General features: G+C 72.8%; 22 protein-coding genes. 9 read left to right on the top strand and 13 right to left on the bottom strand.

The genetic code is table 11. The features are described 5' to 3' along the window. Positions 1 to 17: 17 nt before the first annotated feature. The 3 genes from BJ971_RS23105 to BJ971_RS23095 are packed head-to-tail and all read right to left on the bottom strand — an operon-like array spanning position 18 to position 3,425. Positions 18 to 1,229, bottom strand: a complete 1,212-nt coding sequence (locus tag BJ971_RS23105; RefSeq protein WP_184995320.1) for an acyl-CoA dehydrogenase family protein — start codon at positions 1,227 to 1,229, stop codon at positions 18 to 20. 56 nt (positions 1,230 to 1,285) lie between these two features. Further along, positions 1,286 to 2,107, bottom strand: coding sequence for a MaoC/PaaZ C-terminal domain-containing protein (locus BJ971_RS23100; protein ID WP_184995319.1), 822 nt, complete (start codon positions 2,105 to 2,107; stop codon positions 1,286 to 1,288). A gap of 4 nt (positions 2,108 to 2,111) precedes the next feature. Beyond that, a complete protein-coding gene (locus BJ971_RS23095; protein WP_184995318.1) occupies positions 2,112 to 3,425 on the bottom strand; it encodes a 3-oxoacyl-ACP reductase in 1,314 nt (437 codons plus the stop codon). 51 nt (positions 3,426 to 3,476) lie between these two features. On the opposite strand from BJ971_RS23095, the gene BJ971_RS23090 reads away from it, so the two are divergent. Both BJ971_RS23090 and BJ971_RS23085 read left to right on the top strand, forming a co-directional pair. Then, positions 3,477 to 4,769 carry an acetyl-CoA C-acetyltransferase gene (locus BJ971_RS23090; RefSeq protein ID WP_184999047.1) on the top strand — a complete coding sequence of 431 codons (1,293 nt, stop codon included), beginning with the start codon at positions 3,477 to 3,479 and terminating at the stop codon, positions 4,767 to 4,769. A 130-nt stretch (positions 4,770 to 4,899) separates the two neighbouring features. Next, positions 4,900 to 6,423 carry an MFS transporter gene (locus BJ971_RS23085; RefSeq protein ID WP_184995317.1) on the top strand — a complete coding sequence of 508 codons (1,524 nt, stop codon included), beginning with the start codon at positions 4,900 to 4,902 and terminating at the stop codon, positions 6,421 to 6,423. Here the strand turns inward: BJ971_RS23085 and BJ971_RS23080 are convergent. Beyond that, on the bottom strand, positions 6,382 to 7,410 hold the full coding sequence (locus BJ971_RS23080; protein ID WP_184995316.1) for an Lrp/AsnC family transcriptional regulator: 1,029 nt from the start codon (positions 7,408 to 7,410) through the stop codon (positions 6,382 to 6,384). The genes BJ971_RS23085 and BJ971_RS23080 overlap by 42 nt on opposite strands. A gap of 75 nt (positions 7,411 to 7,485) precedes the next feature. Here BJ971_RS23080 and BJ971_RS23075 point away from each other — a divergent pair, with 75 nt between their 5' ends. From BJ971_RS23075 to rraA, 3 genes are read left to right on the top strand one after another with little or no spacing between them, the layout of a single operon-like run. After that, positions 7,486 to 8,103, top strand: coding sequence for a TetR/AcrR family transcriptional regulator (locus BJ971_RS23075; protein ID WP_184995315.1), 618 nt, complete (start codon positions 7,486 to 7,488; stop codon positions 8,101 to 8,103). Between the two features lie 12 nt (positions 8,104 to 8,115). After that, on the top strand, positions 8,116 to 8,892 hold the full coding sequence (locus tag BJ971_RS23070; RefSeq protein ID WP_184995314.1) for a hypothetical protein: 777 nt from the start codon (positions 8,116 to 8,118) through the stop codon (positions 8,890 to 8,892). 37 nt (positions 8,893 to 8,929) lie between these two features. Beyond that, complete coding sequence (rraA, locus tag BJ971_RS23065) at positions 8,930 to 9,400, top strand: ribonuclease E activity regulator RraA (protein WP_184995313.1); 471 nt, start codon at positions 8,930 to 8,932, stop codon at positions 9,398 to 9,400. 40 nt (positions 9,401 to 9,440) lie between these two features. Here rraA and BJ971_RS23060 read toward each other — a convergent pair whose 3' ends face one another. The 6 genes from BJ971_RS23060 to BJ971_RS23035 all read right to left on the bottom strand — a co-directional run bounded on the left by BJ971_RS23060 (position 9,441) and on the right by BJ971_RS23035 (position 15,957). After that, positions 9,441 to 10,994: a long-chain-fatty-acid--CoA ligase gene (locus tag BJ971_RS23060; protein ID WP_184995312.1), complete on the bottom strand. Its 1,554-nt coding sequence runs from the start codon at positions 10,992 to 10,994 to the stop codon at positions 9,441 to 9,443. Continuing rightward, the gene (locus BJ971_RS23055; RefSeq protein ID WP_184995311.1) at positions 10,991 to 11,572 is read right to left on the bottom strand and encodes an RBBP9/YdeN family alpha/beta hydrolase; all 582 of its coding nucleotides are present in this window, start codon (positions 11,570 to 11,572) and stop codon (positions 10,991 to 10,993) included. The genes BJ971_RS23060 and BJ971_RS23055 overlap by 4 nt, the downstream gene beginning before the upstream one ends. Then, positions 11,569 to 12,840, bottom strand: coding sequence for an MFS transporter (locus tag BJ971_RS23050; protein ID WP_203709605.1), 1,272 nt, complete (start codon positions 12,838 to 12,840; stop codon positions 11,569 to 11,571). Before BJ971_RS23050 ends, BJ971_RS23055 begins: the two co-directional genes overlap by 4 nt. 166 nt (positions 12,841 to 13,006) lie before the next feature. Further along, a complete protein-coding gene (locus tag BJ971_RS23045) occupies positions 13,007 to 14,059 on the bottom strand; it encodes a beta-keto acid cleavage family enzyme (RefSeq protein ID WP_184995309.1) in 1,053 nt (350 codons plus the stop codon). Positions 14,060 to 14,080: 21 nt separating this feature from the next. Further along, entirely contained in the window at positions 14,081 to 14,962 is an 882-nt protein-coding gene (locus tag BJ971_RS23040) for a TauD/TfdA dioxygenase family protein (RefSeq protein WP_184995308.1), read from the bottom strand. A gap of 20 nt (positions 14,963 to 14,982) precedes the next feature. After that, positions 14,983 to 15,957, bottom strand: a complete 975-nt coding sequence (locus BJ971_RS23035) for a quinone oxidoreductase family protein (protein ID WP_184995307.1) — start codon at positions 15,955 to 15,957, stop codon at positions 14,983 to 14,985. Positions 15,958 to 16,063: 106 nt separating this feature from the next. On the opposite strand from BJ971_RS23035, the gene BJ971_RS23030 reads away from it, so the two are divergent. Then, on the top strand, positions 16,064 to 17,086 hold the full coding sequence (locus BJ971_RS23030; protein WP_203709603.1) for an AraC family transcriptional regulator: 1,023 nt from the start codon (positions 16,064 to 16,066) through the stop codon (positions 17,084 to 17,086). A 4-nt stretch (positions 17,087 to 17,090) separates the two neighbouring features. Here the strand turns inward: BJ971_RS23030 and BJ971_RS23025 are convergent, their stop codons facing one another. Together BJ971_RS23025 and BJ971_RS23020 are read right to left on the bottom strand one after the other, a co-directional pair. After that, entirely contained in the window at positions 17,091 to 17,828 is a 738-nt protein-coding gene (locus tag BJ971_RS23025; protein WP_184995306.1) for an ABC transporter permease, read from the bottom strand. Beyond that, complete coding sequence (locus BJ971_RS23020) at positions 17,809 to 18,720, bottom strand: ABC transporter ATP-binding protein (RefSeq protein ID WP_184995305.1); 912 nt, start codon at positions 18,718 to 18,720, stop codon at positions 17,809 to 17,811. The genes BJ971_RS23025 and BJ971_RS23020 overlap by 20 nt, the downstream gene beginning before the upstream one ends. A gap of 84 nt (positions 18,721 to 18,804) precedes the next feature. On the opposite strand from BJ971_RS23020, the gene BJ971_RS23015 reads away from it, so the two are divergent. Then, complete coding sequence (locus BJ971_RS23015; RefSeq protein WP_184995304.1) at positions 18,805 to 19,389, top strand: TetR/AcrR family transcriptional regulator; 585 nt, start codon at positions 18,805 to 18,807, stop codon at positions 19,387 to 19,389. On the opposite strand, the gene BJ971_RS23010 is transcribed toward BJ971_RS23015, so the two are convergent. Next, positions 19,358 to 19,894 carry a hypothetical protein gene (locus BJ971_RS23010; protein WP_184995303.1) on the bottom strand — a complete coding sequence of 179 codons (537 nt, stop codon included), beginning with the start codon at positions 19,892 to 19,894 and terminating at the stop codon, positions 19,358 to 19,360. The two genes, BJ971_RS23015 and BJ971_RS23010, sit on opposite strands and share 32 nt — an antisense overlap. A 70-nt stretch (positions 19,895 to 19,964) precedes the next feature. Here BJ971_RS23010 and BJ971_RS23005 point away from each other — a divergent pair, with 70 nt between their 5' ends. After that, a complete protein-coding gene (locus BJ971_RS23005) occupies positions 19,965 to 20,840 on the top strand; it encodes a LysR family transcriptional regulator (RefSeq protein ID WP_184995302.1) in 876 nt (291 codons plus the stop codon). 107 nt (positions 20,841 to 20,947) lie between these two features. Next, complete coding sequence (locus BJ971_RS23000; protein WP_184995301.1) at positions 20,948 to 22,369, top strand: WGR domain-containing protein; 1,422 nt, start codon at positions 20,948 to 20,950, stop codon at positions 22,367 to 22,369. Positions 22,370 to 22,381 lie beyond the last annotated feature (12 nt).

Here is a 22,381-nt window from a genome sequence, read left to right as displayed (position 1 = left end):
GTACCCCACCTGACGGGTCAGCGGATCGCCATGCCGGAGATCGCCCGGGAGATGACCAGCCGCTGGATCTCCGACGTGCCCTCGAAGATGGTGTAGATCTTGGCGTCGCGGTACATCCGCTCGACCGGGTGTTCGCGCAGGTAGCCCGCGCCGCCGAGGATCTGCACCGCCTTCTCGGTGGTCGCGACGGCCACCTCGCCGGCCTTGAGCTTCGACATCGAGCCCTCGCCCGCGGTGAACGGGCGGTCGTTGCGGCCCATCCAGGCGGCCCGCCAGACCAGCAGCCGGGCGGCGTCGATCTCCGTGCGCATGTCGGCGAGGGCGAACGCGACCGCCTGGTTCTCGATGATCGGCCGGCCGAACTGCACCCGGGTCCTGGCGTACTCGAGCGCGTACTCGTAGGCGGCCCGGGCGATGCCGATCGCCTGTGCGCCGACCGCCGGGCGGGACAGCTCGAAGGTGCGCATGGCGGCCTGCTTGCTCGCCCGCTGCCCGGTGCGGGCCCGGGCCAGCCGCTCGTCGAGCGCCTCCTTGCCGCCGAGCAGGCAGCTGCCGGGCACGCGTACGCCGTCGAGGAAGACGTCGGCGGTGTGCGAGGCACGCAGGCCGAGCTTCTTGAGCTTGCGGGTCGCGGCCAGGCCCGGCGTGCCGGGCGGGACGACGAAGGCGGCCTGCCCGCGCGAGCCGAGTCCCGGGTCGATCGAGGCGGTGACCACGTGGACGTTGGCGATGCCGCCGTTGGTGGCGAACGCCTTCTGTCCGTCGAGGACCCATTCGTCCTTGGCCTCGTCGTAGACGGCCCGGGTGCGTATCGCGCCGACGTCCGAGCCGGCCTCCGGCTCGGTGCTGCAGAACGCGCCGAGCTTGGGATCGGCGGCGTCGCCGAAGCACTGCGGCACCCACTCGACGAGCTGGTCCGGCGTGCCGGAACCGTAGATCGCGGCGACCGCGAGCGCGGTGCCGGAGATCGCCATGGCGATGCCGCCGTCGCCCCAGAACAGCTCCTCGTTGGCCAGCGGCAGCGAGAGGCCGGTCGGATCGGACCAGGTGTTGGCCAGGAACTCGAACCCGTACAGGCCGATCTTCGCCGCTTCCTGGATCACCGGCCAGGGCGTCTCCTCGCGCTCGTCCCACTCCGCGCCGGCCGGGCGGATGACTCCCTCGGCGAAGCCGTGCACCCACTCGCGCAGGTCGCGCTGCTCCTCGTTCAGGTCGAGCCAGAACTCCATGGCGGACCTCGCCTCCCGGCAGTTCGTAGAGTTATTACCCGCCGGTAACGCTACGGTCACGTAGGTTGCCCCGCAAGATGGCCGGTCAAGTGGATCCGGTCAGTGCCGGCGGAGCGCAGGTCGAACCGCCGGCCCTCGCCGTCCGGCATCACGGCGAAGGCCACGGTCGCCGGCAGCAGGATCGGCGCCTTGAAGGCCACGTCCACGGTGTACGCCGCCGGTAGCCGGCCCTCGAGCGCCGCGAGGCAGCGCGCCTTGCTCCACATGCCGTGCGCGATCGGGCGCGGGAAGCCGAACAGCCGCGCGCCCAGCCGCGAGGTGTGTATCGGGTTGTGGTCGCCGGAGGCGGCCGCGTAGTCGCCGCCCACCCGCGCCGGTACCGTCCAGCGCGCCGACGGCGCCGGCCCGGCCGGCCGCTCACCCTGCTCGCGGCGCTCGGCCGTGCCCTCCCTGCGCAGGTACGTGGAGACGCCGCGCCAGGCCTCCTCGCCGTCGACAACGGCGGTGGTGACGATGTCGAACTGCCGCCCGCGATGGTGCGGCCGCAGGTCCGCCGCGCGCACCGAGATCTCGAGGGGCGCGCCGGCGTCGATCGGCCGGCGCACGGTGATGCGGTTGGCGACGTGCACCAGCCCGACCACCGGGAACGGGAAGTCCGGCGCCGACATCAGGCGCAGCGCGAGCGGGAAGGCGAGCACGTGCGGGTAGGTGGCCGGCAGCGTGTCGGCGAGCCGGAAGCCGCACACCCGGTCGTACCGGGCGAGGTGCTCGCGGTCCACCGTCACCGCCAGGACGGCCGGCTCCCGCGCGGGCAGCGTCGCGGGGCGCCGCCGCGGCAGCAGTCCGAGGGCGGCCCGGGCGGTGGTCAGGGCCGCCACGACCTCACGCGCCCAGCAGGCTCTGGCCGCAGACCCGGACCACGTTGCCGGTGACCGTGCCGGAGCCGGGCGAGGCGAACCAGGCGATCGTCTCCGCCACGTCGACCGGCAGGCCGCCCTGCGCCATGCTGTTCATCCGGCGGCCGGCCTCGCGCAGCAGGACCGGGACCTTGGCGGTCATCGCGGTCTCGATGAACCCCGGCGCGACCGCGTTGACGGTGATGCCGCGGCCGGCCAGCACCGGGGCGGTCGACTCCACCAGGCCGATCACGCCGGCCTTGGAAGTGGCGTAGTTGGTCTGCCCCCGGTTGCCGGCGATGCCGGCGATCGAGGACACCCCGATGATCCGGCCGCCCTCGCCGATCAGGTCGCGCTCCAGCAGCACCTCGTTGATCCGCTCCTGGCTGGACAGGTTGACGTCGAGCACCGAGTCCCACCGCGCGGCGTCCATCCGGGCGAGCGTCCGGTCGCGGGTGATGCCCGCGTTGTGCACGAGCACGTCGACGCCGCCGGCGAGATGGGCGGCCAGCCGCTCGGCGGCGTCCGGCGCGGTCAGGTCGAGCTGCAGGGCCCGGCCGCGCACGTCGTTGGCGACGCCGGCCAGCGCGTCGCCGGCGGCCGGCACGTCGAGGGCGACCACCTCGGCGCCGTCGCGGGCGAGCACCCGGGCGATGGCCGCCCCGATGCCCCGCGCCGCGCCGGTGACCAGGGCGGTCCTGCCGTCCAGCGGGCGCTCCCAGTCGGCCGGCGCGGTCACCGTGCCGGCGCCGACCCGGATCACCTGGCCCGAGACGTACGCCGAGCGGCCGCTGAGCAGGAAGCGCAGCGTCGACTCGATCGCCGCCTCGCCGCCCGGCGCCACCAGGACCTGCTGGGCGGTGACGCCGTGGCCGAACTCCTTGCCGATGCTGCGGACCAGCCCCTCGACGGCGCGCTGCGCGGTCGCCTCCCGCGGCGATCCGCAGGCCTCGGGCGGGGTGCCCAGCACCACGACCCGGCCGGAGGCGAGCAGCGAGCGGGCCCGCGGGTGGAAGAAGTCGTAGAGGGCGCGCAGGCCGGCCGACTCGGTGACCCCGGTGGCGTCGAAGACCAGCGCGCCGTAGCGGGTGCCCTCGGCGGCGGACTCGGTGACATCGAGCAGCTTGCGCACCGGATCGGCGAGCCGGCCGCCGGGCGCCGCGCCGAGCAGCACCGGCCCCTGCGTCAGCGGGTCGCCGGGTTCGTGGCGCCGCAGCCGGGGCGGGTCGGGCAGCCCGAGCCGCCGCACCACGGTCCGGCCGAGATCGGAGTTCGCGAAGCTCGCATACCTGTCGCGCACGGGCGTAGCCTACCCGTGGGTAGGTCATCCGCAATGCAACTGGAGGAAGTCGTGCAGTCCGTGCGCCGCGTCGCCGTCGTGGGCGGAAACCGCATCCCGTTCGCCCGGTCCGGCGGCCCGTACGCGCAGGCCTCCAACCAGGACATGCTCACGGCCGCCCTGGACGGACTCGTCGCCCGGTACGGGCTGGCCGGGCAGCGGCTCGGCGAGGTGGTCGCCGGCGCGGTGCTCAAGCACTCCCGCGACTTCAACCTCACGCGCGAGGTGGTGCTCGGCTCGCGGCTGGACCCGCGCACGCCCGCGTACGACATCCAGCAGGCCTGCGGCACCGGGCTCGAGGCCGCCATCCTGGTCGCCAACAAGATCGCGCTGGGTCAGATCGACGCCGGCATCGCCGGCGGGGTCGACACCACCTCCGACGCGCCGCTCCAGCTCAACGAGGACATGCGGCGGGCGCTGCTCGAGCTCAACCGGGCCCGTACGCTCGGCGCCCGGCTCCGGGCCGCCGCCCGGCTGCGCCCGCAGCAGGCGTTCCGGCCGGAGGTCCCGCGCAACGCCGAGCCGCGCACCGGGCTGTCGATGGGCGAGCACGCCGCCGTCACGGCCGTGCGGTGGAACATCGACCGCGAGGCGCAGGACGAGCTGGCGCTCGCGTCGCACCAGCGCCTCGCGGCCGCGTACGAGCGGGGCTTCTTCGACGACCTGGTCACGCCCTACCTGGGGGTGAACCGCGACCAGAACCTGCGGGCCGACACCAGCATGGAGCGGCTCGCGCGGCTCAAGCCGGTCTTCGGCACCCGCGGACCGGACGCCGGCCGCGCCACCATGACCGCGGGCAACTCGTCGCCGCTGACCGACGGCGCGTCCACCGTGCTGCTCGCGTCCGAGCAGTGGGCGCAGGAGCGCTCGCTGCCGGTGCTTGCCTACCTCGCCGACTGCGAGACCGCGGCCGTCGACTTCGTGCACGGCGACGAGGGCCTGCTGATGGCGCCCGCGTACGCGGTGCCGCGGATGCTGGCCCGCAACGGCCTCACCCTCCAGGACTTCGACTTCTACGAGATCCACGAGGCGTTCGCCTCCCAGGTGCTGGCGACCCTCGCCGCCTGGGAGTCGCCGGAGTTCGCCAAGGAGCGCCTCGGCCTGGACTCCCCGCTCGGCCCGATCGACCGGGCCCGGCTCAACGTCAACGGCTCGTCGCTGGCGGCCGGCCACCCGTTCGCCGCGACCGGCGGCCGGATCGTGGCGAACCTGGCCCGGCTGCTCGCCGAGAGGGGCTCCGGCCGCGGCCTGATCTCCATCTGCGCCGCCGGCGGCCTCGGCGTCGTCGCGATCCTGGAACGCTGAACCACCAGATGGAGGGTTCATCGCACATCTGAGGGATCCTTGGCGGATTACTACGTGATCTAAGCTGCCGCTGGGAGTTGTCGGGGCCGAGCGGGACGATCGTGCGGTCCCACGATCTCAGGAGAACGCTGTGCGTAAATGGTGGCCGCTGATCGCGATCAGTCTCGGTACCTTCATGCTGCTCATCGACGTCACCATCGTGAACGTCGCGCTGCCCCAGATGGCGATCGATCTCGACACGTCGTTCGACTCGCTGCAATGGGTCGTCGACGGGTACGCGCTGTCGCTGGGTGTCCTGCTGCTGGGCGCCGGGGCGCTCGGCGACCGCATCGGGCACCGCCGGCTCTACCTGGCCGGGCTCGGCCTCTTCGCGCTCGCCTCGCTCGCCTGCGGGCTGGCGACCGACGATATCGCGCTGATCGGGGCCCGAGTGCTTCAGGGCGTCGGCGCGGCGGCCATGTTCACCACCACGTTCGCCCTGCTCAACAGCGCCTACCAGGGCCGCGACCGGGGCGTGGCGTACGGCGTCTGGGGCGGCGTCTCCGGCGCCGCCGCGGCGATCGGGCCGATCCTCGGCGGGCTGCTCACGCAGGCGCTGAGCTGGCGCTGGATCTTCCTGGTCAACCTGCCGGTCTGCCTCGCCGCGGTCGCGCTGACCCTGCTGGTGCTCGCCGCCGACCACGCGCCGCGCCGCGGCCGATTCGATCTGGCCGGGACGCTCGCGTTCACCGCCGCCGCCGGGGCGCTGACCCTGGCGGTCATCCGGGCCAACACCGCCGGCTGGGCCGCGGTGCAGACCTGGGGGCTGCTGATCCTCACCGCGCTGGCGGCGGTGGCCTTCGTGGCGATCGAACGGCGCAGCCCGCACGCCATGCTGGACCTGGCGCTGCTGCGCAACCGCTCGTTCGTCGGCTTCCTGCTCGCCGCGCTGCTCGTCAACTTCGGCGCGTTCGCGGCCTTCACCTACACCTCGATCTGGCTCCAGTCGGTCATCGGGCTGTCCCCGCTACAGGCGGGCCTGACCGGTCTGCCGATGTCGATCGCCGCGGTGCTGGTCTCCGGCGTCGTCGGCGCCCGGCTGCACGGCCGGTCACCGCGCCTGCTCATCGGCGGCGGCATGCTGCTGATCGGCGCCGGCGGCGCCCTGTGCGCGGCGTTGCTTGGCGCCGGGTCGAGCTGGCCGGCGCTGTTGCCCGGGTACGCGGTCATCGGTGTCGGTGTCGGCCTGGTCATGCCGACGCTCGCCGAATCGGCGATGGGCGCGGTGCCGGCCCAGCGCGGCGGGATGGCGGCGGGCGTGGTCAACACGGCCCGGCAGCTCGGCTTCGCGATCGGCATCGCGGTGCTCGGCACCGTCTTCGCCTCCCGGGCCGAGGGCTACCTCGGCGACGCGGGCGCGCCGGATCCCGCGCGGTCGGCGCACGGGCTCGCGGCCGGTCAGGCGGGCCGGATCCTGGCGGCGCTGCCGGACGGGCTGCGCGAGACCGTCGACCGGGCGCTGCACGGCGCGGCGGCGGCGGGGCTCGACGCGAGCTTCCTGGTCGCCGCCGGGGTCGCGGTGCTCGGCGGGATCGCCGTGCTGGTGCTGGTGCGACCGGGCGCGCCGGCCGCGTCAGACGACCGGCCCGCGGAGCACGCCGCCGTCCACCAGTGACATCGCCTGCTTGGCGCGGGTGAAGATGGGCACCGTCTCGCAGGTGCGCACCTCGGGGATCGCGGCGACATCGGTCGTCAGGTAGCGGTACAACTCACCGGCGTCGCGGCACAGCGCCGTGGCGGTGATGTTCGTGGCGCCGGTGATCGCCGCCGCCCAGGCCAGCTGCCGGTGGTCGGCGAGCCGGGCGCCGACCGCGGCCAGGTCGGAAGGTGCGACGGTGAACCACAGGTTGGCCACCGCCCGGAACCCGATGAGCGTCACCGCCGCGTCGATGTCGAACCGGACCGCGCGGCTGCCGGTCAGCGCCGCCAGCCGCAGGGCGACCTTGCGCTGGGTCCAGCCGGTTGCGGCGGCGAGCTGCGCGTAGCCGGCCCGGCCGTCGTGCGCGATCGCGGTCAGCAGCGCGCCGTCGCCGGGCTCCACGCACGCGCCGGAGTCCGGGTCGCCGTGCTCGGCGCCGTCCAGCAGCCGTTCCCGCTGCGCGGCGTCGAGCTGGTCGTCGGCGGCGATCCAGTTCGCCTCGCCGCGCCCGGCGAACTGGTGCAGGACCTGGTGCGCGCTCAGGGACAGCACGTTCGCGGCCCGGGGCAGCTGGTGCAGCAGGCCGTCCCGCAGGCCGCGGCGGTCCTCGGTGATCCACGTGGCGCAGGTGAGCTCGGCGCCGCCGGCGTCGATCGTGACCCAGGCGGTGTCGGTGCGCCGGGCGAGGGCCTCGGCGATGGCCGTCGCGGCGCCGGGGCGGCAGGAGATCCGCAGCGCCCAGGACGTCGTGCCCGGCATCCGGGCCGGGTCGGCCTGGCCGAAGACCCGGACCAGGCCCCGGGTGCGCATGCGCTGGTAGCGGCGGGCGGCGGTCTGCTCGGAGACGCCGAGGGCGGCGGCCAGCCGCGCGAAGGGCACCCGGGGAGCGATCCGCAGGCTGTGGAGGATCTGACGGTCCAGCCGGTCGATGGCGGCGGATTCCTCGTCCTTGCCCGTGATCATGGTGGGAATCCTACGCCAGATGGCTATATATCGATGGTCATTGACATCGATTCCGGAATGATGTGTCATTCATCAATGGCCCGAACCGCGGAACCCGGACGCCGGGACTCCATCCTGGACGCCGCGCACGCCGTCTTCGCCCGCAAGGGCTACGCCGCCGCGGGCATCGCCGACCTCGCCGGCGAGCTGGGCATCGGGCACGGCACCGTCTACCGGTACTTCGAGAACAAGCGCGACGTGGCCTCGGCCGTCCTCGACCGGGCGCTGGGGCGCATCGCCGAGGTGGTCGCCGCCGACCCGCCGGACGCCACCGCCGGCCTCGACGAATACCGGGCACAGGTCTGGCGCATCGGGCGCCGGCTCTACGCGCTGTTCGCCGCCGACCCGGCCCTGGGCCGGCTGGTCTTCTTCGACCTGGCGACCGTCGACGAACGGCTGCGCGAGCAGCACCGGGAGGCGCTCGACCGCTTCGCCGACTACACCGCCGCCTACCTGCGCAACGGGCAGGAGCGCGGCTTTCTCCGCGGCGACCTCGACGCGCGCGTGACCGCCCGGGTGGTCAACGGCATGGTCTTCGAGGGCGCCGCCCAGGTGGCCCGCGACCCCACCGCGGTGGCGCTGCGCGACGCCTGGATCCGGGCCGTCGTGATGCTGATGTTCGACGGGCTCGCCCAGCCCGGCCCGCCGTCCTGAAGGGAACCAGCCATGGTCCAGGTCGACGTCTTCTGGTCGTACGCCATCGGCGCGGGCTGCGGCGCGGCCGCCGCGCGCGCCGGCATGCGGGAGCCCGCCCGCGAACCGCTTGACGACCGGCGGCTCACCGCGACCGTGCTCTTCCTCGCCTGCGTGTTCGCGCCGAGCGGGATCTGGCTGCTCTGGCGGTTCCCCGGCTGGGAGACGATGCACGCGGCGGGCGCGCACGCGGACCTGCCCGGCTGGCTGGTCGCCGCGTTCGCGGTCACCAACATCAGCCAGGGCGTGATCGGCTATCTCGTCGCGCGGGAGCTGTGGCGGCGCGGCCACCACTACCTGTCCTGGCTACAGATGCCGCTCGGCTACCTCGCGATGTTCTTCGTCCTCGCGTACGGCTGGGACGGCACCGGGTACCGCCGGTTCTTCGCGCCGACCACGGCCGACTGGCGGGCCGGCGGGTTCGACCCGGCCGCGTTCCTCGCCAGCGACGTCGCGCTCACCCTGTACGCCATGGGGCTGGTGCTGGTGCCCCTGCTGCTGTGGATGACGGCGGGCTGGTGGTCGCGGGGCCTAGAACACCCGGACGCCCCGGGTCCGGCCCGGCTCGCCGGGCTCATGCTCCTCGCGATCTTCGGCCTCGGGCTGGGCACGGCGGCCGGCGCCGCGGCGCTGCTCACCGTGCTCGGCCCGGCCGCCGGGGCCGTCGCGGTGGCGGTGCTGGTGGCGGCCGCGGTGCACCCCCGGGGCGCGGGCGGCCTGCTGGCCCGCCCGTTCCTGGCCGGGGCCTGACTATGCTCACGCTGCGCCTACCCGAAAGGAAGATCACTTGGACAGCACCGCGGACCTCTTCGACAAGTACGGCGAGCAGCTCGGGTCCTGCGACACCCAGCTGCGCCAGTTCGGTGGCGAGGCCGCGTTCCACGGCCCGGCGGTGACCGTCTCCTGCTTCCAGGACAACGCGCTGCTCAAGTCGGTGCTGGGTGAGCCCGGTGCGGGCCGGGTCCTGGTGGTCGACGGCGCGGGCTCCCTGCACACCGCCCTGATGGGCGACCTCATCGCCGGGCTGGCCGTGGCGAACGGCTGGGCCGGCGTGATCATCCACGGCGCGGTCCGCGACGTCGCCGCGCTGCGCGCGCTGCCGATCGGGATCAAGGCGCTCGGCAGCAACCCGCGCAAGAGCACCAAGACCGGTGCCGGCGAGCGGGACGTGGTCGTCGAGTTCGGCGGCTGCCGGTTCACCCCCGGCGCGCAGGTCTTCAGCGACGACGACGGGATCGTCGTGCTCGACGAACGGTGACGGACCGGAACGGCGGCGCCGGCGTCCCGGTCCCGCCCGGTCACCGGTCGGTCAGTTCCCGCTTGAGGATCTTGCCGGTCGCGGTCATCGGCAGCGACTCGACGAACTCGACGAGGCGCGGGTACTTGTAGGCGGCCATGTTCTCCCGGCACCACGCGATCAGCTCGTCCTCGGTGACGTCCCCGCCGCGGATGACGAACGCCTTGACCTCCTCGCCGAGGCTGTCGTGCGGCACGCCGACGACCGCGGCGAGGGAGACGGCCGGGTGCGTCAGCAGCACCTCCTCGATCTCGCGGGGGTACACGTTGAAGCCGCCCCGGATGACCATGTCCTTGGCCCGGTCGACGATGTAGTAGAAGCCGTCGCCGTCGCGGCGCGCGAGGTCGCCGGTGCGGAACCAGCCGTCGCGCATCACCTCGGCGGTCGCCTCCGGCCGGTTGTAGTAGCCCTTCATGATGTTGTGCCCGCGGATGGCGATCTCGCCGACCTCGTCGGTGCCCTCGATCGTCTTCCACTCGGGGTCGATCAGCTTCACCCGTACGCCCCAGATCGGTACGCCGATCGAGCCGGGCCGCGGGTCCCGCTCCGGGTCGCTGAACGTGGCCACCGGCGAGGTCTCCGACAGGCCGTACCCCTCGAGGATCTGTACCCCGAACCGCTCCTTCACCTGCTTGATGATCTCCACGGGCAGCGAGGCGCCGCCGGAGACCGCCACCCGCAGGTTGCGGGCGATCTCCTCGACGTCGACGCTCCCGTCGAGGGCGCCGAGCAGCCCCCAGTACATCGTCGGCACGCCGGCGAAGAAGGTGATCTTCTCCCGTTGCAGCAGCCGGACCGCCTCGTCCGCCTGGAACCGCGGCATCAGCACCAGCGTCGAGCCGACCGCGAAGCCGGCGTTCATCTGCACCGTCGAGCCGAACGAGTGGAACAGCGGCAGCGTGATCAGGTGCCGCTCGTGCTCGGTGGCGAGGCCGCCGAACAGCCGGTTGCAGGTGAGCGCGTTGAACACCAGGTTGGCGTGCGTCAGTTCGGCGCCCTTCGGCTGCCCCGTCGTGCCGCTGGTGTAGAGGATGACCGCGGTGTCGGTCTCGTCGGTGTCCACCGACTCGAACGTGCCGTCGACGCCGGCGAGCGCCCGCCCGAGCGTCTGCGCACCCTCGATCGGCGAGGCGGCGGCCGGGTCGGCGGTGATGAGGAAGAACTCCTCGCACCCGTCGGTCTGCCCGAAGCCGGCGAAGCCCTCGGCGCCCATCGGCAGGTCGGCGGTCCCCTCGAAGCAGAGGTACGCCCGGGCCGCGGAGTCGGCCAGGTGGTAGGCGATCTCGCGGCCCTTGAGCAGCACGTTGAGCGGCACGACGACCGCGCCGGCCTTCAGGATGCCGTAGTACGCGATCGGGAAGTACGGCAGGTTCGGGCAGGACAGGGCGACCCGGTCGCCCGGCCGGACGCCCCGGCTCGCCAGCAGCCCGGCCACCCGGCCGGCGGCCGCGTCGAGCGCGGCGTACGAGAGCCGGGTCTCGCCGAGCACGACCGCGTCGCGATCCGGGTGCCGGCGGGCGCTGTCCTCCAGCAGGGTGGCCAGGTTCAGGGTCATCGGGGTGCCTCCGGGTGGTCGAGTTCCTTGATCAGTGGTTCGGCGCCGGGCCAGTCGCCGTAGCCGGACGCGGGGTTGAGGTGGCCGACGGCGCCGAGCTCGCGGTATTCGCTGCCCCAGGCGTCGGCAAGGGACCGGACCAGGGCCGGGTCGCCGAGCGCGTCGTCGGCGCTGGCGGCGACGATGCTCGGGAACGGCAGCGGCTGTCGCGGTATCGGGAGCCAGCCGAGGCCGGCCAGGGCGGACAGGGACGGGTACTCCGCCGGCAGCGGTCGCGACAGGTCCGGCGGGGTGGCGAGCAGGGCGCCGCGTACCCGTCCGGCGGTTCGGCCGGCGGCCCAGTGGACGGTCGTGATCACGCCGGCGCTGTGCGCGACGATCACCACGGGCCCGGCGGTCGCCTCGATCGTCTCTTGCAGCGCCGCCACCCGCTCGTCGAGGCTCGGGTTCTCCCGGCCGAGCGGCGGGACGGGCCGCACGTTCGGCAGCGCGGCGGCGAGCCGGGTCTGCCAGTGGTCCGGCACCGGCCCCCGCAGCCCGGGCACAGTGATGATCACTGTGCCCGGGCCGGAGGTCACGCCGGGCCCCCGTCCGTGGCGCCGGTCGTCTCGGCGAGCTCGAGCCGCCGGATGCTGGCGGGGTAGGCGCGCCGCCCCAGGAACAGCAGGACGACGGCGGCCACGGCGGCCAGCGGGACATACCTCATGGCGGTCGCCAGGCCCAGCCGGTCGGCGAGCACGCCCGTGATGACCGGGCCGGCGGCCAGGCCGAGCACGTTGTTGAAGAGGGTGAGCGTGCCGAACGCGGTGGCCCGGATGGACTCGTGGGTCAGCCGGGCCACCATGGCGCCGGTGGGCCCGGTCGTGCCGGCGGCGAAGAAGCAGCCGATGGCGAGCAGCAGCATCTGCGCCCCGCCCGGCTCGACGGCGAAGGCGGCGCCGAGGAAGACGAACGTCACGGTGGCGAAGACGATGGCGGTGGTCCACTTGCTGATCGGCCGGCTCCGCCCGACGCGGTCCGTGATCATGCCGCAGACGATCATGCCGGCGCCCATGATCAGAATGAACAGCGCGGCGACCTTGGCGGCCTTGTCCGGCGCCATGTCGTGCGCCCGGTTGAAGTAGCTGGGCAGCCAGGCGAAGAGCGAGCCGGCGATGAACAGCTGGAGGCCGCCGCCGACGTACGCGAAGATCACCGCGGGGGTGGAGAAGAGCGTGGACAGCTTGGCCCGCCGGTGCCTGGCGGCCAGCGCCGGCCCGGTGCCGGGCGCGTCGTCGACGCGGTGCGCGGCCAGCTTGCGCTCGTTGATCAGTACCCAGTAGAGGCCGGCGAGCACGAGGCCGAAGACGCCCATCACGGCGAACGCCCAGCGCCAGCCGAACTGGACGGCGAGCAGGCCGCCGAGCGCGACGCCCAGCACGGAGCCGAACGATCCGGCCGCCATGAACGCGCCGGTGAGCGAGGCACGCCGGCGCGCCGAGAAGACCGCGAGGACGACCGCGAGGCCGACGCTGCCGTACGCGGCCTCGCCGACACCGATCATGAGGCGGGCCGCGAGCAGGTGCCCGTAGCCGGCGGCGAGCGCGCAGCCCAGCGTGGCGAGGCTCCACACGACCGCCATGACGACGATCGCCCGTACCCGGCCCCAGCGGTCGCCGACCAGCGACAGCGGCACCGCGAGTACGCCGACGGCCAGGGCGACGATGCTGGTCAGGCTGCCCAGCTGGGTGTCGGTGAGGCCCCACTCTTCCTTCAGGAACGGGAAGACCGCCGACAGGACCTGCCGGGACATGTAGTCCGACAGCAGCAAACCGAAGGTGAGCGCGAAGACGACCCACGGAAACACCCGGGATATCCGGGCGAGAGGCGCGTCGGGGGCCGCGACTGCCGGTCTGACTTGCATGGCCATGATCGCTCCAAGAATGAGCCGGAGGGGTGAGGTAATAGGTATGACCAGACGGGTATGAGCGTGGGGTGCGGCGTACCGCACCCCACGCAGGCGGGTCGAGGGCTCAGGAGTGGAACGTGAAGCCGAGCTGGCCGGGCTTGCGGTTCGGCGGGAAGCCGAGCCGTGCGAGGGCCTCGTCGGTGCTGTCCCAGTACTCGCCGATCTTGTAGATGTCGCGGGCTTCCTTGCCGTCGGCGACCTTGCGGCCCAGCTCGTCGGCGATCCGGACCAGCTTCTCGACCTGCTGGACGGTGGTCATCTTCTCGCCCTTGAGGCCCCAGAGGGTGTCCTCGTTGCCGCAGCGGGTGTGCAGGCCCATCGCGATGCCCATGGTGTTGATCGGCAGGACCGCCCGCATGATCGATTCCAGGGTCAGCGACGCGCCGTCGGGCACGCGGCGGATGAACTCCATCATGTTGTACGGGTTCGGGCCGTCGAACCCGCCGCCGATGGCCACCCAGCTGATGTTGAGCGGTCCGGTGTAGAAACCGCGCCGCACGAGGCGTTCCACGGTCTCCAGCTGCGCGACGTTGGCGAGCTGGAAGTGCGGCTGGATCCCGGCGGCCCGCAGCCGCCGCAGGTGTTCCTCGACCCAGGCCGGCTCGGCCGGGACGACCATGTTCCGGAACGCCTCCCAGAGCGCGGGCCGTTCGAACGACGTGCCGGCGATGTCGTCGGCGGTCATCAGCTCGACGATGTTCATCTGGTTGGTGTTGATGGCGATGGTGACCTGGTCCGGTGCCGGGTCGAGAGTGGTCAGCAGGTGCCGGGCCTCGTCCTCCAGCCACTTGGCCTGCTCGCCCTCGTTCTCCGGGGTGAACGAGATCGACCCGCCGATCTGGAGGATCATGTCCGGCACGGCGTCACGGACCCGGCCGAGCAGCTCGTTGAACATCGACATCCGCTTGGAGCCCTTGCCGTTCAGCTCGCGGACGTGGATGTGCAGGACGGTGGCGCCGGCGTTGTAGCAGTCGACGGCGGCCTGGACCTGCTGGTCCATGGTGACCGGGATGTCCTCGGGGAAGTCGCCGGGTTCCCACTCGGGTCCGTAGGGTGCGGCGGTGATGACCAGCTTCTCCTGGGTCTCGGGCCACAGGGAGTCGTCGAGGAAGTGCATGGGGGGTCTCCTGTCCGGGGTTCAGTAGGTGGTCTCGCCGATGACCCCGGCGCGCTCCATCTTGCGAACGGCGGGCCAGTAGTCCTGCACGGCGTAGTGCTGGGTGCTGCGGTTGTCCCAGATCGCGAAGCTGTTGGGGGTCCACCGCCAGCGGACCTGGAACTCCGGCACCGCGGCCTGGCGGATCAGGTAGTTGAGGAGTTCGCTGCCGCCCGGGGTGTAGTCGAAGCCGAACCGGATCCGTTCCGGGGTGTGGTAGTTGGTGAAGTGGGTGGTGAAGGCGTTGACGAACAACACCTTTTCGCCGGTCTCCGGGTGAGTGCGCACCACCGGGTGCTCGGCGTCCGGGAACCGGGCGTGCAGGGCGAGACGCTGCTCGGTCGGCATGTTCGCGCCGAAGCTGGCCTCGATGCTGTGCCGTGCGCGGAGCCCGGCGATGCGCTCCTTGACGTCGTCGGGCAGTCGCCGGTAGGCCTCGGCCATGTTGACCCAGATGGTGTCGCCGCCGACCGGTGGACCCTCGACCATCCGCAGCACGCAGCCCATCGGCGGCGCCTCACGCCAGGTCGCGTCGCAGTGGTATGCGTTCTCGTAGTGTTCCGCCGGGCTGTCCAGGTCCTTGTAGATACGCACCAGGCCGGGGTGGTCCGGGTCGCTGCCCGCGACCGGGTGGTCCTCCAGCCGGCCGAAGCGTTCGGCGAGGGCCACGTGCTCGGCGCGGGTGATGTCCTGGTCACGGACGAACAGCACCTTGTGCCGCAGCAGCAGCGCCTTGAGCTCGGCGAACAGGTCGTCGTCGCGGGCGACCTCGGCCAGGTTCACCCCGCGCAGCTCGGCGCCGATGTGGACCGTCAACGGGTGCGCCTCGATGGAGCGCGTCGCGTTCTCGATGATGTCGGTCATGGGTGGTCTCCCAACGGGTGTCAGAGGCTGAAGACGGAGGAGCCGATGCTGCGGCCGGCCTCGAGGTCGCGGTGCGCCTGGACGGCGTCGTCGAGCGCGTACCGCTGATTGATCTGGATCTTGATCCGGCCGGCCGAGACGTGGCCGAAGAGCTCGCCCGCCAGGGCGGCGCGCTCGGTGTCGTCGGCGATGTAGTCGGCCAGCGCCGGCCGGGTGACGAACAGCGAGCCCTTGATCGCGAGCTGCATCGCGTCGATCGGCGGGACGGCGCCGGACGCCGTGCCGAAGCAGACGAGCAGCCCGCGGCGCCTCAGCGAGTTCAGGGACTGGTGGAACGTCGTCGCGCCGATGCTGTCGTAGACCACCGGCACCCCGTGGCCGCCGGTCAGCTCGCGTACCCGGGTGGCGACGTCCTCGCGGGTGTAGACGATGGTGTGCGCGCAGCCGTGAGCGCGGGCGACCGCCGCCTTCTCGTCGCTGGAGACGGTGCCGATCACGTCGATACCCAGCAGGCTCGCCCACTGCGTGAAGATGAGGCCGACGCCGCCGGCCGCGGCGTGCAGCAGCACGGTGTCGCCCGGCGCGAGCGGCGCGATCCGCCGCAGCAGGTACGCGCAGGTCAGGCCGCGCATCGTCATCGCCGCGGCGGTCTCGAAGCCGATGTCGTCCGGCAGCTTGATCAGCGGCGCCGCCGACATCACCCGTTCGGTGCTGTAAGCGCCGAGCGGGCTGCCGGTATACGTGACCCGGTCGCCCTCCTGAAAGCCGATGACCCCGGGCCCGACCGCCTCGACGACACCCGCCGCCTCGACGCCCATCCCGGCGGGCAGCGCGGCCGGGTAGAGGCCGCTGCGGAAGTACGTGTCCGCGAAGTTCAGCCCGACGGCGTGGTGCCGCACCCGCACCTCGCCCCGGCCCGGTTCACCCACCTCGACCGTTTCCGACCGCATGACCTCGGGGCCGCCGGGCTGATCGAAGCGGATGGCCTTGGCCACGTGTTGCCTCCCAGTGTTGTGCGCCGTGATGCAGGCAACAGTAGGCGTGATGCCCGCCACATGCTTTACTCGGTGAGACATATTCCTTATCCCTAGGGGACATCTGGTGGGCGGTTCGAAGCCTTCTATCCGGTACGCCACCCTCAGCGGCTACCTCCAGCTCACCCAGTCGTTCGGGGCGGACCCGGCCGCCCTGATGCGCGCCGTCGACCTCGACCCGGCCGACCTGGCCACGCCCGACAAGTGGGTGCCGGCGGTCCGCGCCGTGCGGCTGCTGGAGCTGTCCGCCCGCGCCTGCGACCACGCCGACTTCGGGCTCAAGCTCGCCGAGTTCCGCGGGCTGTCGACGCTGGGCCCGCTCAGCCTCGCCCTGCGCGGCGAGAACACCCTGCGCGACGCGCTCGGCCTGCTGATGCGCTACGAACACACCTACAACGAGGCGATCCGGATCCGGCTCGTGGAGACCGAGGGCCTCGCGTCCATCCGGCTGTGGTTCGAGCTGGGCGAGCCGGCGCCCTCGACCCAGGCCGAGGAGCTCGCGGTCGGCGCGCTGCACGGCATCGTCCGCGCGGTCCTCGGCCCGCGCTGGCAGCCCCTGTCGGCCTGCTTCTCGCACGCCGCACCGGCGGACGTCGAGACGCACACCGCGCTGTTCGGCGGGCGCGTGCACTTCGGCCACGACTTCACCGGCCTGGTCCTTTACGCCAAGGACCTCGACGCGCCGAACCTGCTCGCCGACACCGGGCCCGGGCGGCGACTCGACGAGCTGCTCACGTCGCTGGCCGCGCCGCGGGGCCGCACCACCTCGGACCGGGTCCGTGACCTCGTGGAGGTGCTGCTGCCGACCGGCCGCTGCGCCGTCGACCAGGTCGCCCGCACCGTCGGCATGGACCGGCGGACCCTGCACCGGCACCTCGCCGCCGAGGGGGAGACGTTCACCTCGATCGTCGACGTGGTCCGGGCCGGCCTGGCCGAGCGGTACCTGTCCAACGAGCGCTACCGGCTGACCGAGATCTCCGACCTGCTGGGCTTCGCCGCACCCAGCGCCTTCTCCCGCTGGTTCCGCAACCGCTTCGGCGACAGCCCCAGCCAATGGCGCGCCCGCCGAGCGGACCTGCCCGCCGCGTGACGGCTCAGGCGCGCCTGGTCATCACCCGCAGTGTGACGGCCAGGCCGGCCGCGCACCACGCCGTCAGCACCAGGAACGGGCGCGCCGCGACGCCGTCCGGCGGTGAGGTGAGCGCGTCGCGGACCGCCTCGGCCATGTACTGGAACGGCAGCACCTGGTGGATCGCCTGTAGCCAGCCCGGTAGCCGGTCGGCCGGGAAGTTGATCGGCGAGAACATCAGCGCGATGAAGACGATCAACTGCGTGACCATGTTGGTGACGGCCGGCGTGGTGGCGTACGCGATCGCGAAGCCGATGGTGGTCGCGGTGAGCGCGACCAGCAGCATTGCCGGACCGGCCGCCCAGCTCGGGTGCAGGGTGAAGTCGAAGCGCAGGGCCGCGACCAGCAGTCCCAGGATCAGCCCCGGAGCTCCGACTACCAGCCAGACCGTGACGTCCGCGCCGAGGACCGCGGTGCGCGGCACCGGCAGGGTCTGGTTGTAGGCGAACGTCCCCTCGGTCTTCGCGGTCGCGACGAGCTGCGGCGCCATGACCATGCCGATGGTGATGAGGCCCAGGGTCGGCGCCCCGGTGGACAGGTAGCGGGCGGTGGCCGGGTCGACCTGGGGGAGCAGGAACGCGAAGCCGATGACGATCCCGACGGACAGGAAGATCTGGATGACCATGACCAGCGGAAGCAGGAAGCGGAGCCGGATCGCCGACCAGCGCAGCAACAGCAGATAGCTACGGAACCAGTGCCGCATCGCGGTCGACCTCCGGGTCGTCGGAGAGGGCGAGGTAGACGTCCTCGAGGCTGACGGGGTTGAGGGAGTAGCGGGCGGTGAGCGACCGCGCCCAGGCGACGGCGAGGTGCGCGTCCGGCCCGGCGACGCCGACGGTGAGGCGGTCGCCCGCGCGGTCGGCGCGCAACGCCCAGGACGGCAGCGGGGGATCGGCGGGCAGGGTCAGCTCCAGGCTCATCTCGTGGCCCGCGGCCAGCGTCGCCGGCGTGCCCGCGGCGGTGACCCGGCCGTGGCGCAGGACCACGACGCGGTCGATCGCGCGCTCGGCCTCGGCGATGTTGTGGGTGACCAGGACGACCGCGCGGCCGTCGGCGGCCAGCGCGCGCACCTGCTCCCAGAGCAGCCGCCGGCGCACCGGGTCGACGTCGTTGGTCGGCTCGTCGAGCATGACCAGGCCGCCGGGCTCGACGATCGCCATGCAGAACGCGGTGAGGCGCCGCACGCCGCCGGAGAGCCGCTCGCCGGGCCGGTCGGCCCACTCCTCGATGTCCAGCGCGGCCAGCAACTCGGCCGTGCGCCGTCGCACCGCCCGGTGGCCGCCGCCCCGGATCCGGCCGGCGATCTCGATCGCCTGCCGGGTGGTGACGCCCATCAGCGGTGCCTGCGCCTGCGGCTGGAACGAGCAGACCGAGCGCGCCCAGGCGGGCTCCGCGACCGGGTCGCGGCCGAGCAGGGTGATCCGGCCGGCGGTCGGTCGCACCAGGCCGACGACCTGGCCGAGCAGCGTGCTCTTGCCGGCGCCGTTGTGCCCCAGCAGGCCGATCACCTCCCCGGCGGCCGCCTCCAGGCTGATGTCGGCGTTGGCCCGGACGCCGCGGCGGTAGACCTTGGTCAGGTTGTCGATGCGCAGCATGATCGCCTCACATACCGATCGGTATTCGAATACCATTCAGTATCTGGATACCGGACCGAATGTCAACCGGGTAGATTCGGCGCCATGACGGAGCGACTCACCCGGGCGCAGCAGCAGGCGGTCACCCGCACGCGCCTGCTGGACGCCGCGGAGACCCTCTTCGGCGACAAGGGGATCCACCAGACGTCGCTGGACGGGATCGCGGCGGCCGCGGGCCTGACCAAGGGCGCGGTCTACGCGAACTTCGCCAGCAAGCGGGACCTGATCGCGGCGATCCTGGAACGCAAGCTCGGCGCCGACGAGCCCGATCCGCCGAGCCCGTCCCTGGCGGCCTGGGCCGGCCGCCTCGGCGACAGCTACGAGTCGGCCGTCGACCGCCCCGAGATCCGCCGCTTCGCGATGGCGTTCGTCGAGCTCTGGCTGCACGGCATGCGCGACGAGTCCGCGCGGGCCCCGCTCACCCGCTGGTTGCAGAGCGTGCGGGACGCGCACGCGAGGGAGGCGGCCGAGCTGGCCGACGACCTGCCGATCCCGGCGGATCAGCTCGCCGCGCTGCTGCTCGCCCTCGACATCGGAGTGGGCCTCCAGCGATGGCTGGATCCCGAGGCGGTACCGGCCGACGTGTACACCGCCGGCCTCAAGGCGATCCTGGGGCGCGCACCGCGGTGACCGCCGCCGGGAGGCTGTGCACGATCGCGGCCTCCGCCGCCGCCCAGGTCGCGACGGGCCGCACCCAGCCGGGCGGCGGCGCGGTCTGCGGCCCGAAGAGGTACCGGTGCGCGACGACGCCGCGCAGCGCCCGGTGCACGTCGAGCCGGTCGTCGACGAAGTGAGTGATCCCCAGTTCGGCGCAGTGCACGGCCTTGTCGGGCCGCGCGCGGCAGAACCGGACGTCGTCCCGGGAGATACCGGTACGGGCCCAGAAGTGGTGGTGGTCGAGCCACTGCCGGGAGCGGCGCTGCACCCGCTCGCCGCACTTGGAGACCAGCCACACCCGCTCGAAGCGGGGCACGAGACGGGACAGCGCGTCGAACGCACCGGGTACGGCCGGCGTCGCCAGCATCCGGGCGGTGTCGCCACCGAAGAACTGCGTGTCGCTGCTGCCGGGTACGACGCCCCCGCCGATGATGACCCGGCCGATGTCGACACCGAGCCGGACTGTCTGCGTGTTCATGCCGATCAGTCTGGTGACCCGGGGAGCTACAGCAGAACTATCAATGTCGGCGCGGCTATAGTCTCCGGTTATGGATGAGCGGGCGGTGTCCGCCGACGCGCTGGCGTCGTTCGCCGTCTTCGCCGATCACCTCAACTTCACCCACGCCGCCGCCGAGCTGCACATCTCCCAGCCCGCCCTGCACGTGAAGATCCGCAAGTTGGCGCAGGCCCTCGGCCGGCCCCTCTATCACCGCAGCGGCCGGCGGCTGGTGCTCACCGCGGACGGCGCGGCGGTCGCCCGGTTCGCCCGCGCGCACGACGAGCGGCTCGCGCACTTCCTTGCCGAGTTCGCCGGGGTCGCGCCCAGCCGGCCGGTGGTGCTCGCCACGGGCCAGGGCGCCTACCTCTACCTGCTCGGCGACGCGATCCGGGCCGTGCTGGCCGAGGAGCCCACCCGGCTCCGTCTGATCAACTGCGACCACCGGCAGATGCTCGCCTGCGTCCGTACCGGACAGGCGCACCTCGGTGTCGGCGTGCTCGCCGCACCGCCCGACGACCTGAGCGCCGTCGAGCTGGCGTCGTTCCCGCAGACGCTGCTCGTGCCGGACGGCCACCGGCTGGCCCGGCGCCGGTCGGTGGCGCTGCGCGACCTGGCCGGCGCGAGCCTGGTCCTGCCGCCCCGGCCACGACCGCACCGGACGCTGCTGGAGCGCTCGCTCGCCGCCGCCCGGGTGGACTGGACGGTCGCCGTCGAGGCCGAGGGCTGGCCCCTGATCACGCACTTCGTCGCACTCGGCGTCGGCGTGGCGGTCGTCAACGGTTGCGTGCCGGCGCCGCCCGGGCTGGTCGCCCGGCCGGTCACCGACCTGCCGCCGGTCACCTACCACGCGGTGCACCAGCCGGCGGCCCTGTCGGACCCCAGGGTCGCCGGCCTGCTGGACCGCCTGCGGACACCCACGCCCTGACCGCGTGTCGACAGTGGACCGTTGTGGAAAATGTCGGACCCGGCCGCTACGGTCCCCGCATTCACGCGCCGAGGGCGCGCCGTAGATCATGCCGAAGGGTGGCTCCGATGCCAGCGGAAACGACGTACCTCGAGCTCTCCGAAGACGCGGGGAGCGCGCACAAGTTCTATGAGGTGGCCGTCGACGGCACGGAACTGACCGTCCGCTTCGGGCGGATCGGCGAGCGCGGCCAGGTCAAGCAGTCGTCCTTCACCAGCGCCGACAAGGCGAAGGCCGAGGCGTCGAAGAAAATCGGCGAGAAGATCCGAAAAGGGTACGCGCCGGCCGTGCAGGGAGGGCGGGCGCGACGTGCGGTCTCCCGGCGGCAGATCGTCAGCACCCGCTCGACGGCCACCCGGGCCCCGGTCCTGTGGCGCTACGCGTCGGGCAGCCCGGCGTTCGGCATCTTCGTCGACGACGACGTGTGCATGGTCGGCAACGAGAGCGGCCTGATCACGACGCTCAGCCACGACGCCGAGGTGGTGCGGCAGTTCAGGCTGCCCGAGGGCGTCAAGTGCATCGTCGCCGACGACGGCTGGATCTACGCCGGCTGCGACGACGGCAATGTCTACGACCTGTCCGGCAAGGTGCCCCGCATGGCCTACCGGATCGCGCCCGAGATCGACATCTACTGGCTCGACATCCACGACGGCGTCCTCGGCGTCTCCGACGCCGACGGCGGGATCTCCGCGATCGACCACGAGGACGAGTTCCTGTGGCAGCGGCCCGGGCGCGGCAACTCGGCCTGGATGGTCCGCTGCGACGCCGACGCCGTGCACCACGGCCACTCCCGCGGCGTGACGAGCTACGACTGGCGCACCGGCCGCGAGCTGTGGCACACCGGCACCGGCGCGGTCCTGTTCGGCTGGCAGGAACGGGACACGCTCTACGCCGGCACGGCCACCCGGCAGATCGTCGAGCTGGGCAAGGACGGCACGCAGCGCCAGACCTACCGCTGCGACGCGCCGGTCTACTCCTGCGCCACCGCGCAGAACGGCCGCTACGTCTTCGCGGGCGACAGCGCGTCGTCCATCTACTGCTTCGACGCCGACGGCACCCGGCTGTGGAAGCTCGGCACCGGCTGCGGCTCGGCCTACTCGATGCAGTACCGCGACGAGCGCCTCTACATCGTCACCACGGACGGCTCACTGGCCTGCATCGACGCCAGCGAGAGCGCGATCCGTTCCGCGGTGGGCGGCACCGTCCCCCAGGCGCGCGACGTGAAGGCGCCGCCGCGCATGCCGGCGGTGACACCGTCCAGCACGGTCGAGATCGTCCACGACGTCGCGGACGGCGTGCTGGTCGAGTGCATCGAGGACGGCGGCCGGCTGCGCGTGCGGGTCGTGTCGTCCGGCTACCACCAGGACTGGCAGGTCCAGTTCCCGAAGGGCATCCGCGAGCGCGGCAGCCGCTACGTGGTGACCGGTGTCCGGCCCGCGACCCGCGGCGGCTTCTACCGAGCCTACGGCGAGATCCGCCGCCTGCTCTAGGCGCCAGCACAT

This window comes from Amorphoplanes digitatis (assembly GCF_014205335.1).
GTDB lineage: Bacteria > Actinomycetota > Actinomycetes > Mycobacteriales > Micromonosporaceae > Actinoplanes > Actinoplanes digitatus.
The sequence above is the reverse complement of the archived record's forward strand: the minus strand, read 5'-3'. Positions and strand labels throughout refer to the sequence as shown.

What these genes read in the sequence shown, in the direction of transcription:
- BJ971_RS23070 (WP_184995314.1), top strand. Translation starts at nt 8,116, where the DNA reads ATGGTCCAGGTCGACGTCTTCTGGTCGTACGCCATCGGCGCGGGCTGC.
- BJ971_RS23105 (WP_184995320.1), bottom strand. Translation starts at nt 1,229, where the DNA reads ATGGAGTTCTGGCTCGACCTGAACGAGGAGCAGCGCGACCTGCGCGAG.
- BJ971_RS23040 (WP_184995308.1), bottom strand. Translation starts at nt 14,962, where the DNA reads ATGACCGACATCATCGAGAACGCGACGCGCTCCATCGAGGCGCACCCG.
- BJ971_RS23060 (WP_184995312.1), bottom strand. Translation starts at nt 10,994, where the DNA reads ATGACCCTGAACCTGGCCACCCTGCTGGAGGACAGCGCCCGCCGGCAC.
- BJ971_RS23000 (WP_184995301.1), top strand. Translation starts at nt 20,948, where the DNA reads ATGCCAGCGGAAACGACGTACCTCGAGCTCTCCGAAGACGCGGGGAGC.
- BJ971_RS23025 (WP_184995306.1), bottom strand. Translation starts at nt 17,828, where the DNA reads ATGCGGCACTGGTTCCGTAGCTATCTGCTGTTGCTGCGCTGGTCGGCG.
- BJ971_RS23045 (WP_184995309.1), bottom strand. Translation starts at nt 14,059, where the DNA reads ATGCACTTCCTCGACGACTCCCTGTGGCCCGAGACCCAGGAGAAGCTG.
- BJ971_RS23005 (WP_184995302.1), top strand. Translation starts at nt 19,965, where the DNA reads ATGGATGAGCGGGCGGTGTCCGCCGACGCGCTGGCGTCGTTCGCCGTC.
- BJ971_RS23080 (WP_184995316.1), bottom strand. Translation starts at nt 7,410, where the DNA reads ATGATCACGGGCAAGGACGAGGAATCCGCCGCCATCGACCGGCTGGAC.
- BJ971_RS23075 (WP_184995315.1), top strand. Translation starts at nt 7,486, where the DNA reads ATGGCCCGAACCGCGGAACCCGGACGCCGGGACTCCATCCTGGACGCC.
- BJ971_RS23015 (WP_184995304.1), top strand. Translation starts at nt 18,805, where the DNA reads ATGACGGAGCGACTCACCCGGGCGCAGCAGCAGGCGGTCACCCGCACG.
- BJ971_RS23020 (WP_184995305.1), bottom strand. Translation starts at nt 18,720, where the DNA reads ATGCTGCGCATCGACAACCTGACCAAGGTCTACCGCCGCGGCGTCCGG.
- BJ971_RS23010 (WP_184995303.1), bottom strand. Translation starts at nt 19,894, where the DNA reads ATGAACACGCAGACAGTCCGGCTCGGTGTCGACATCGGCCGGGTCATC.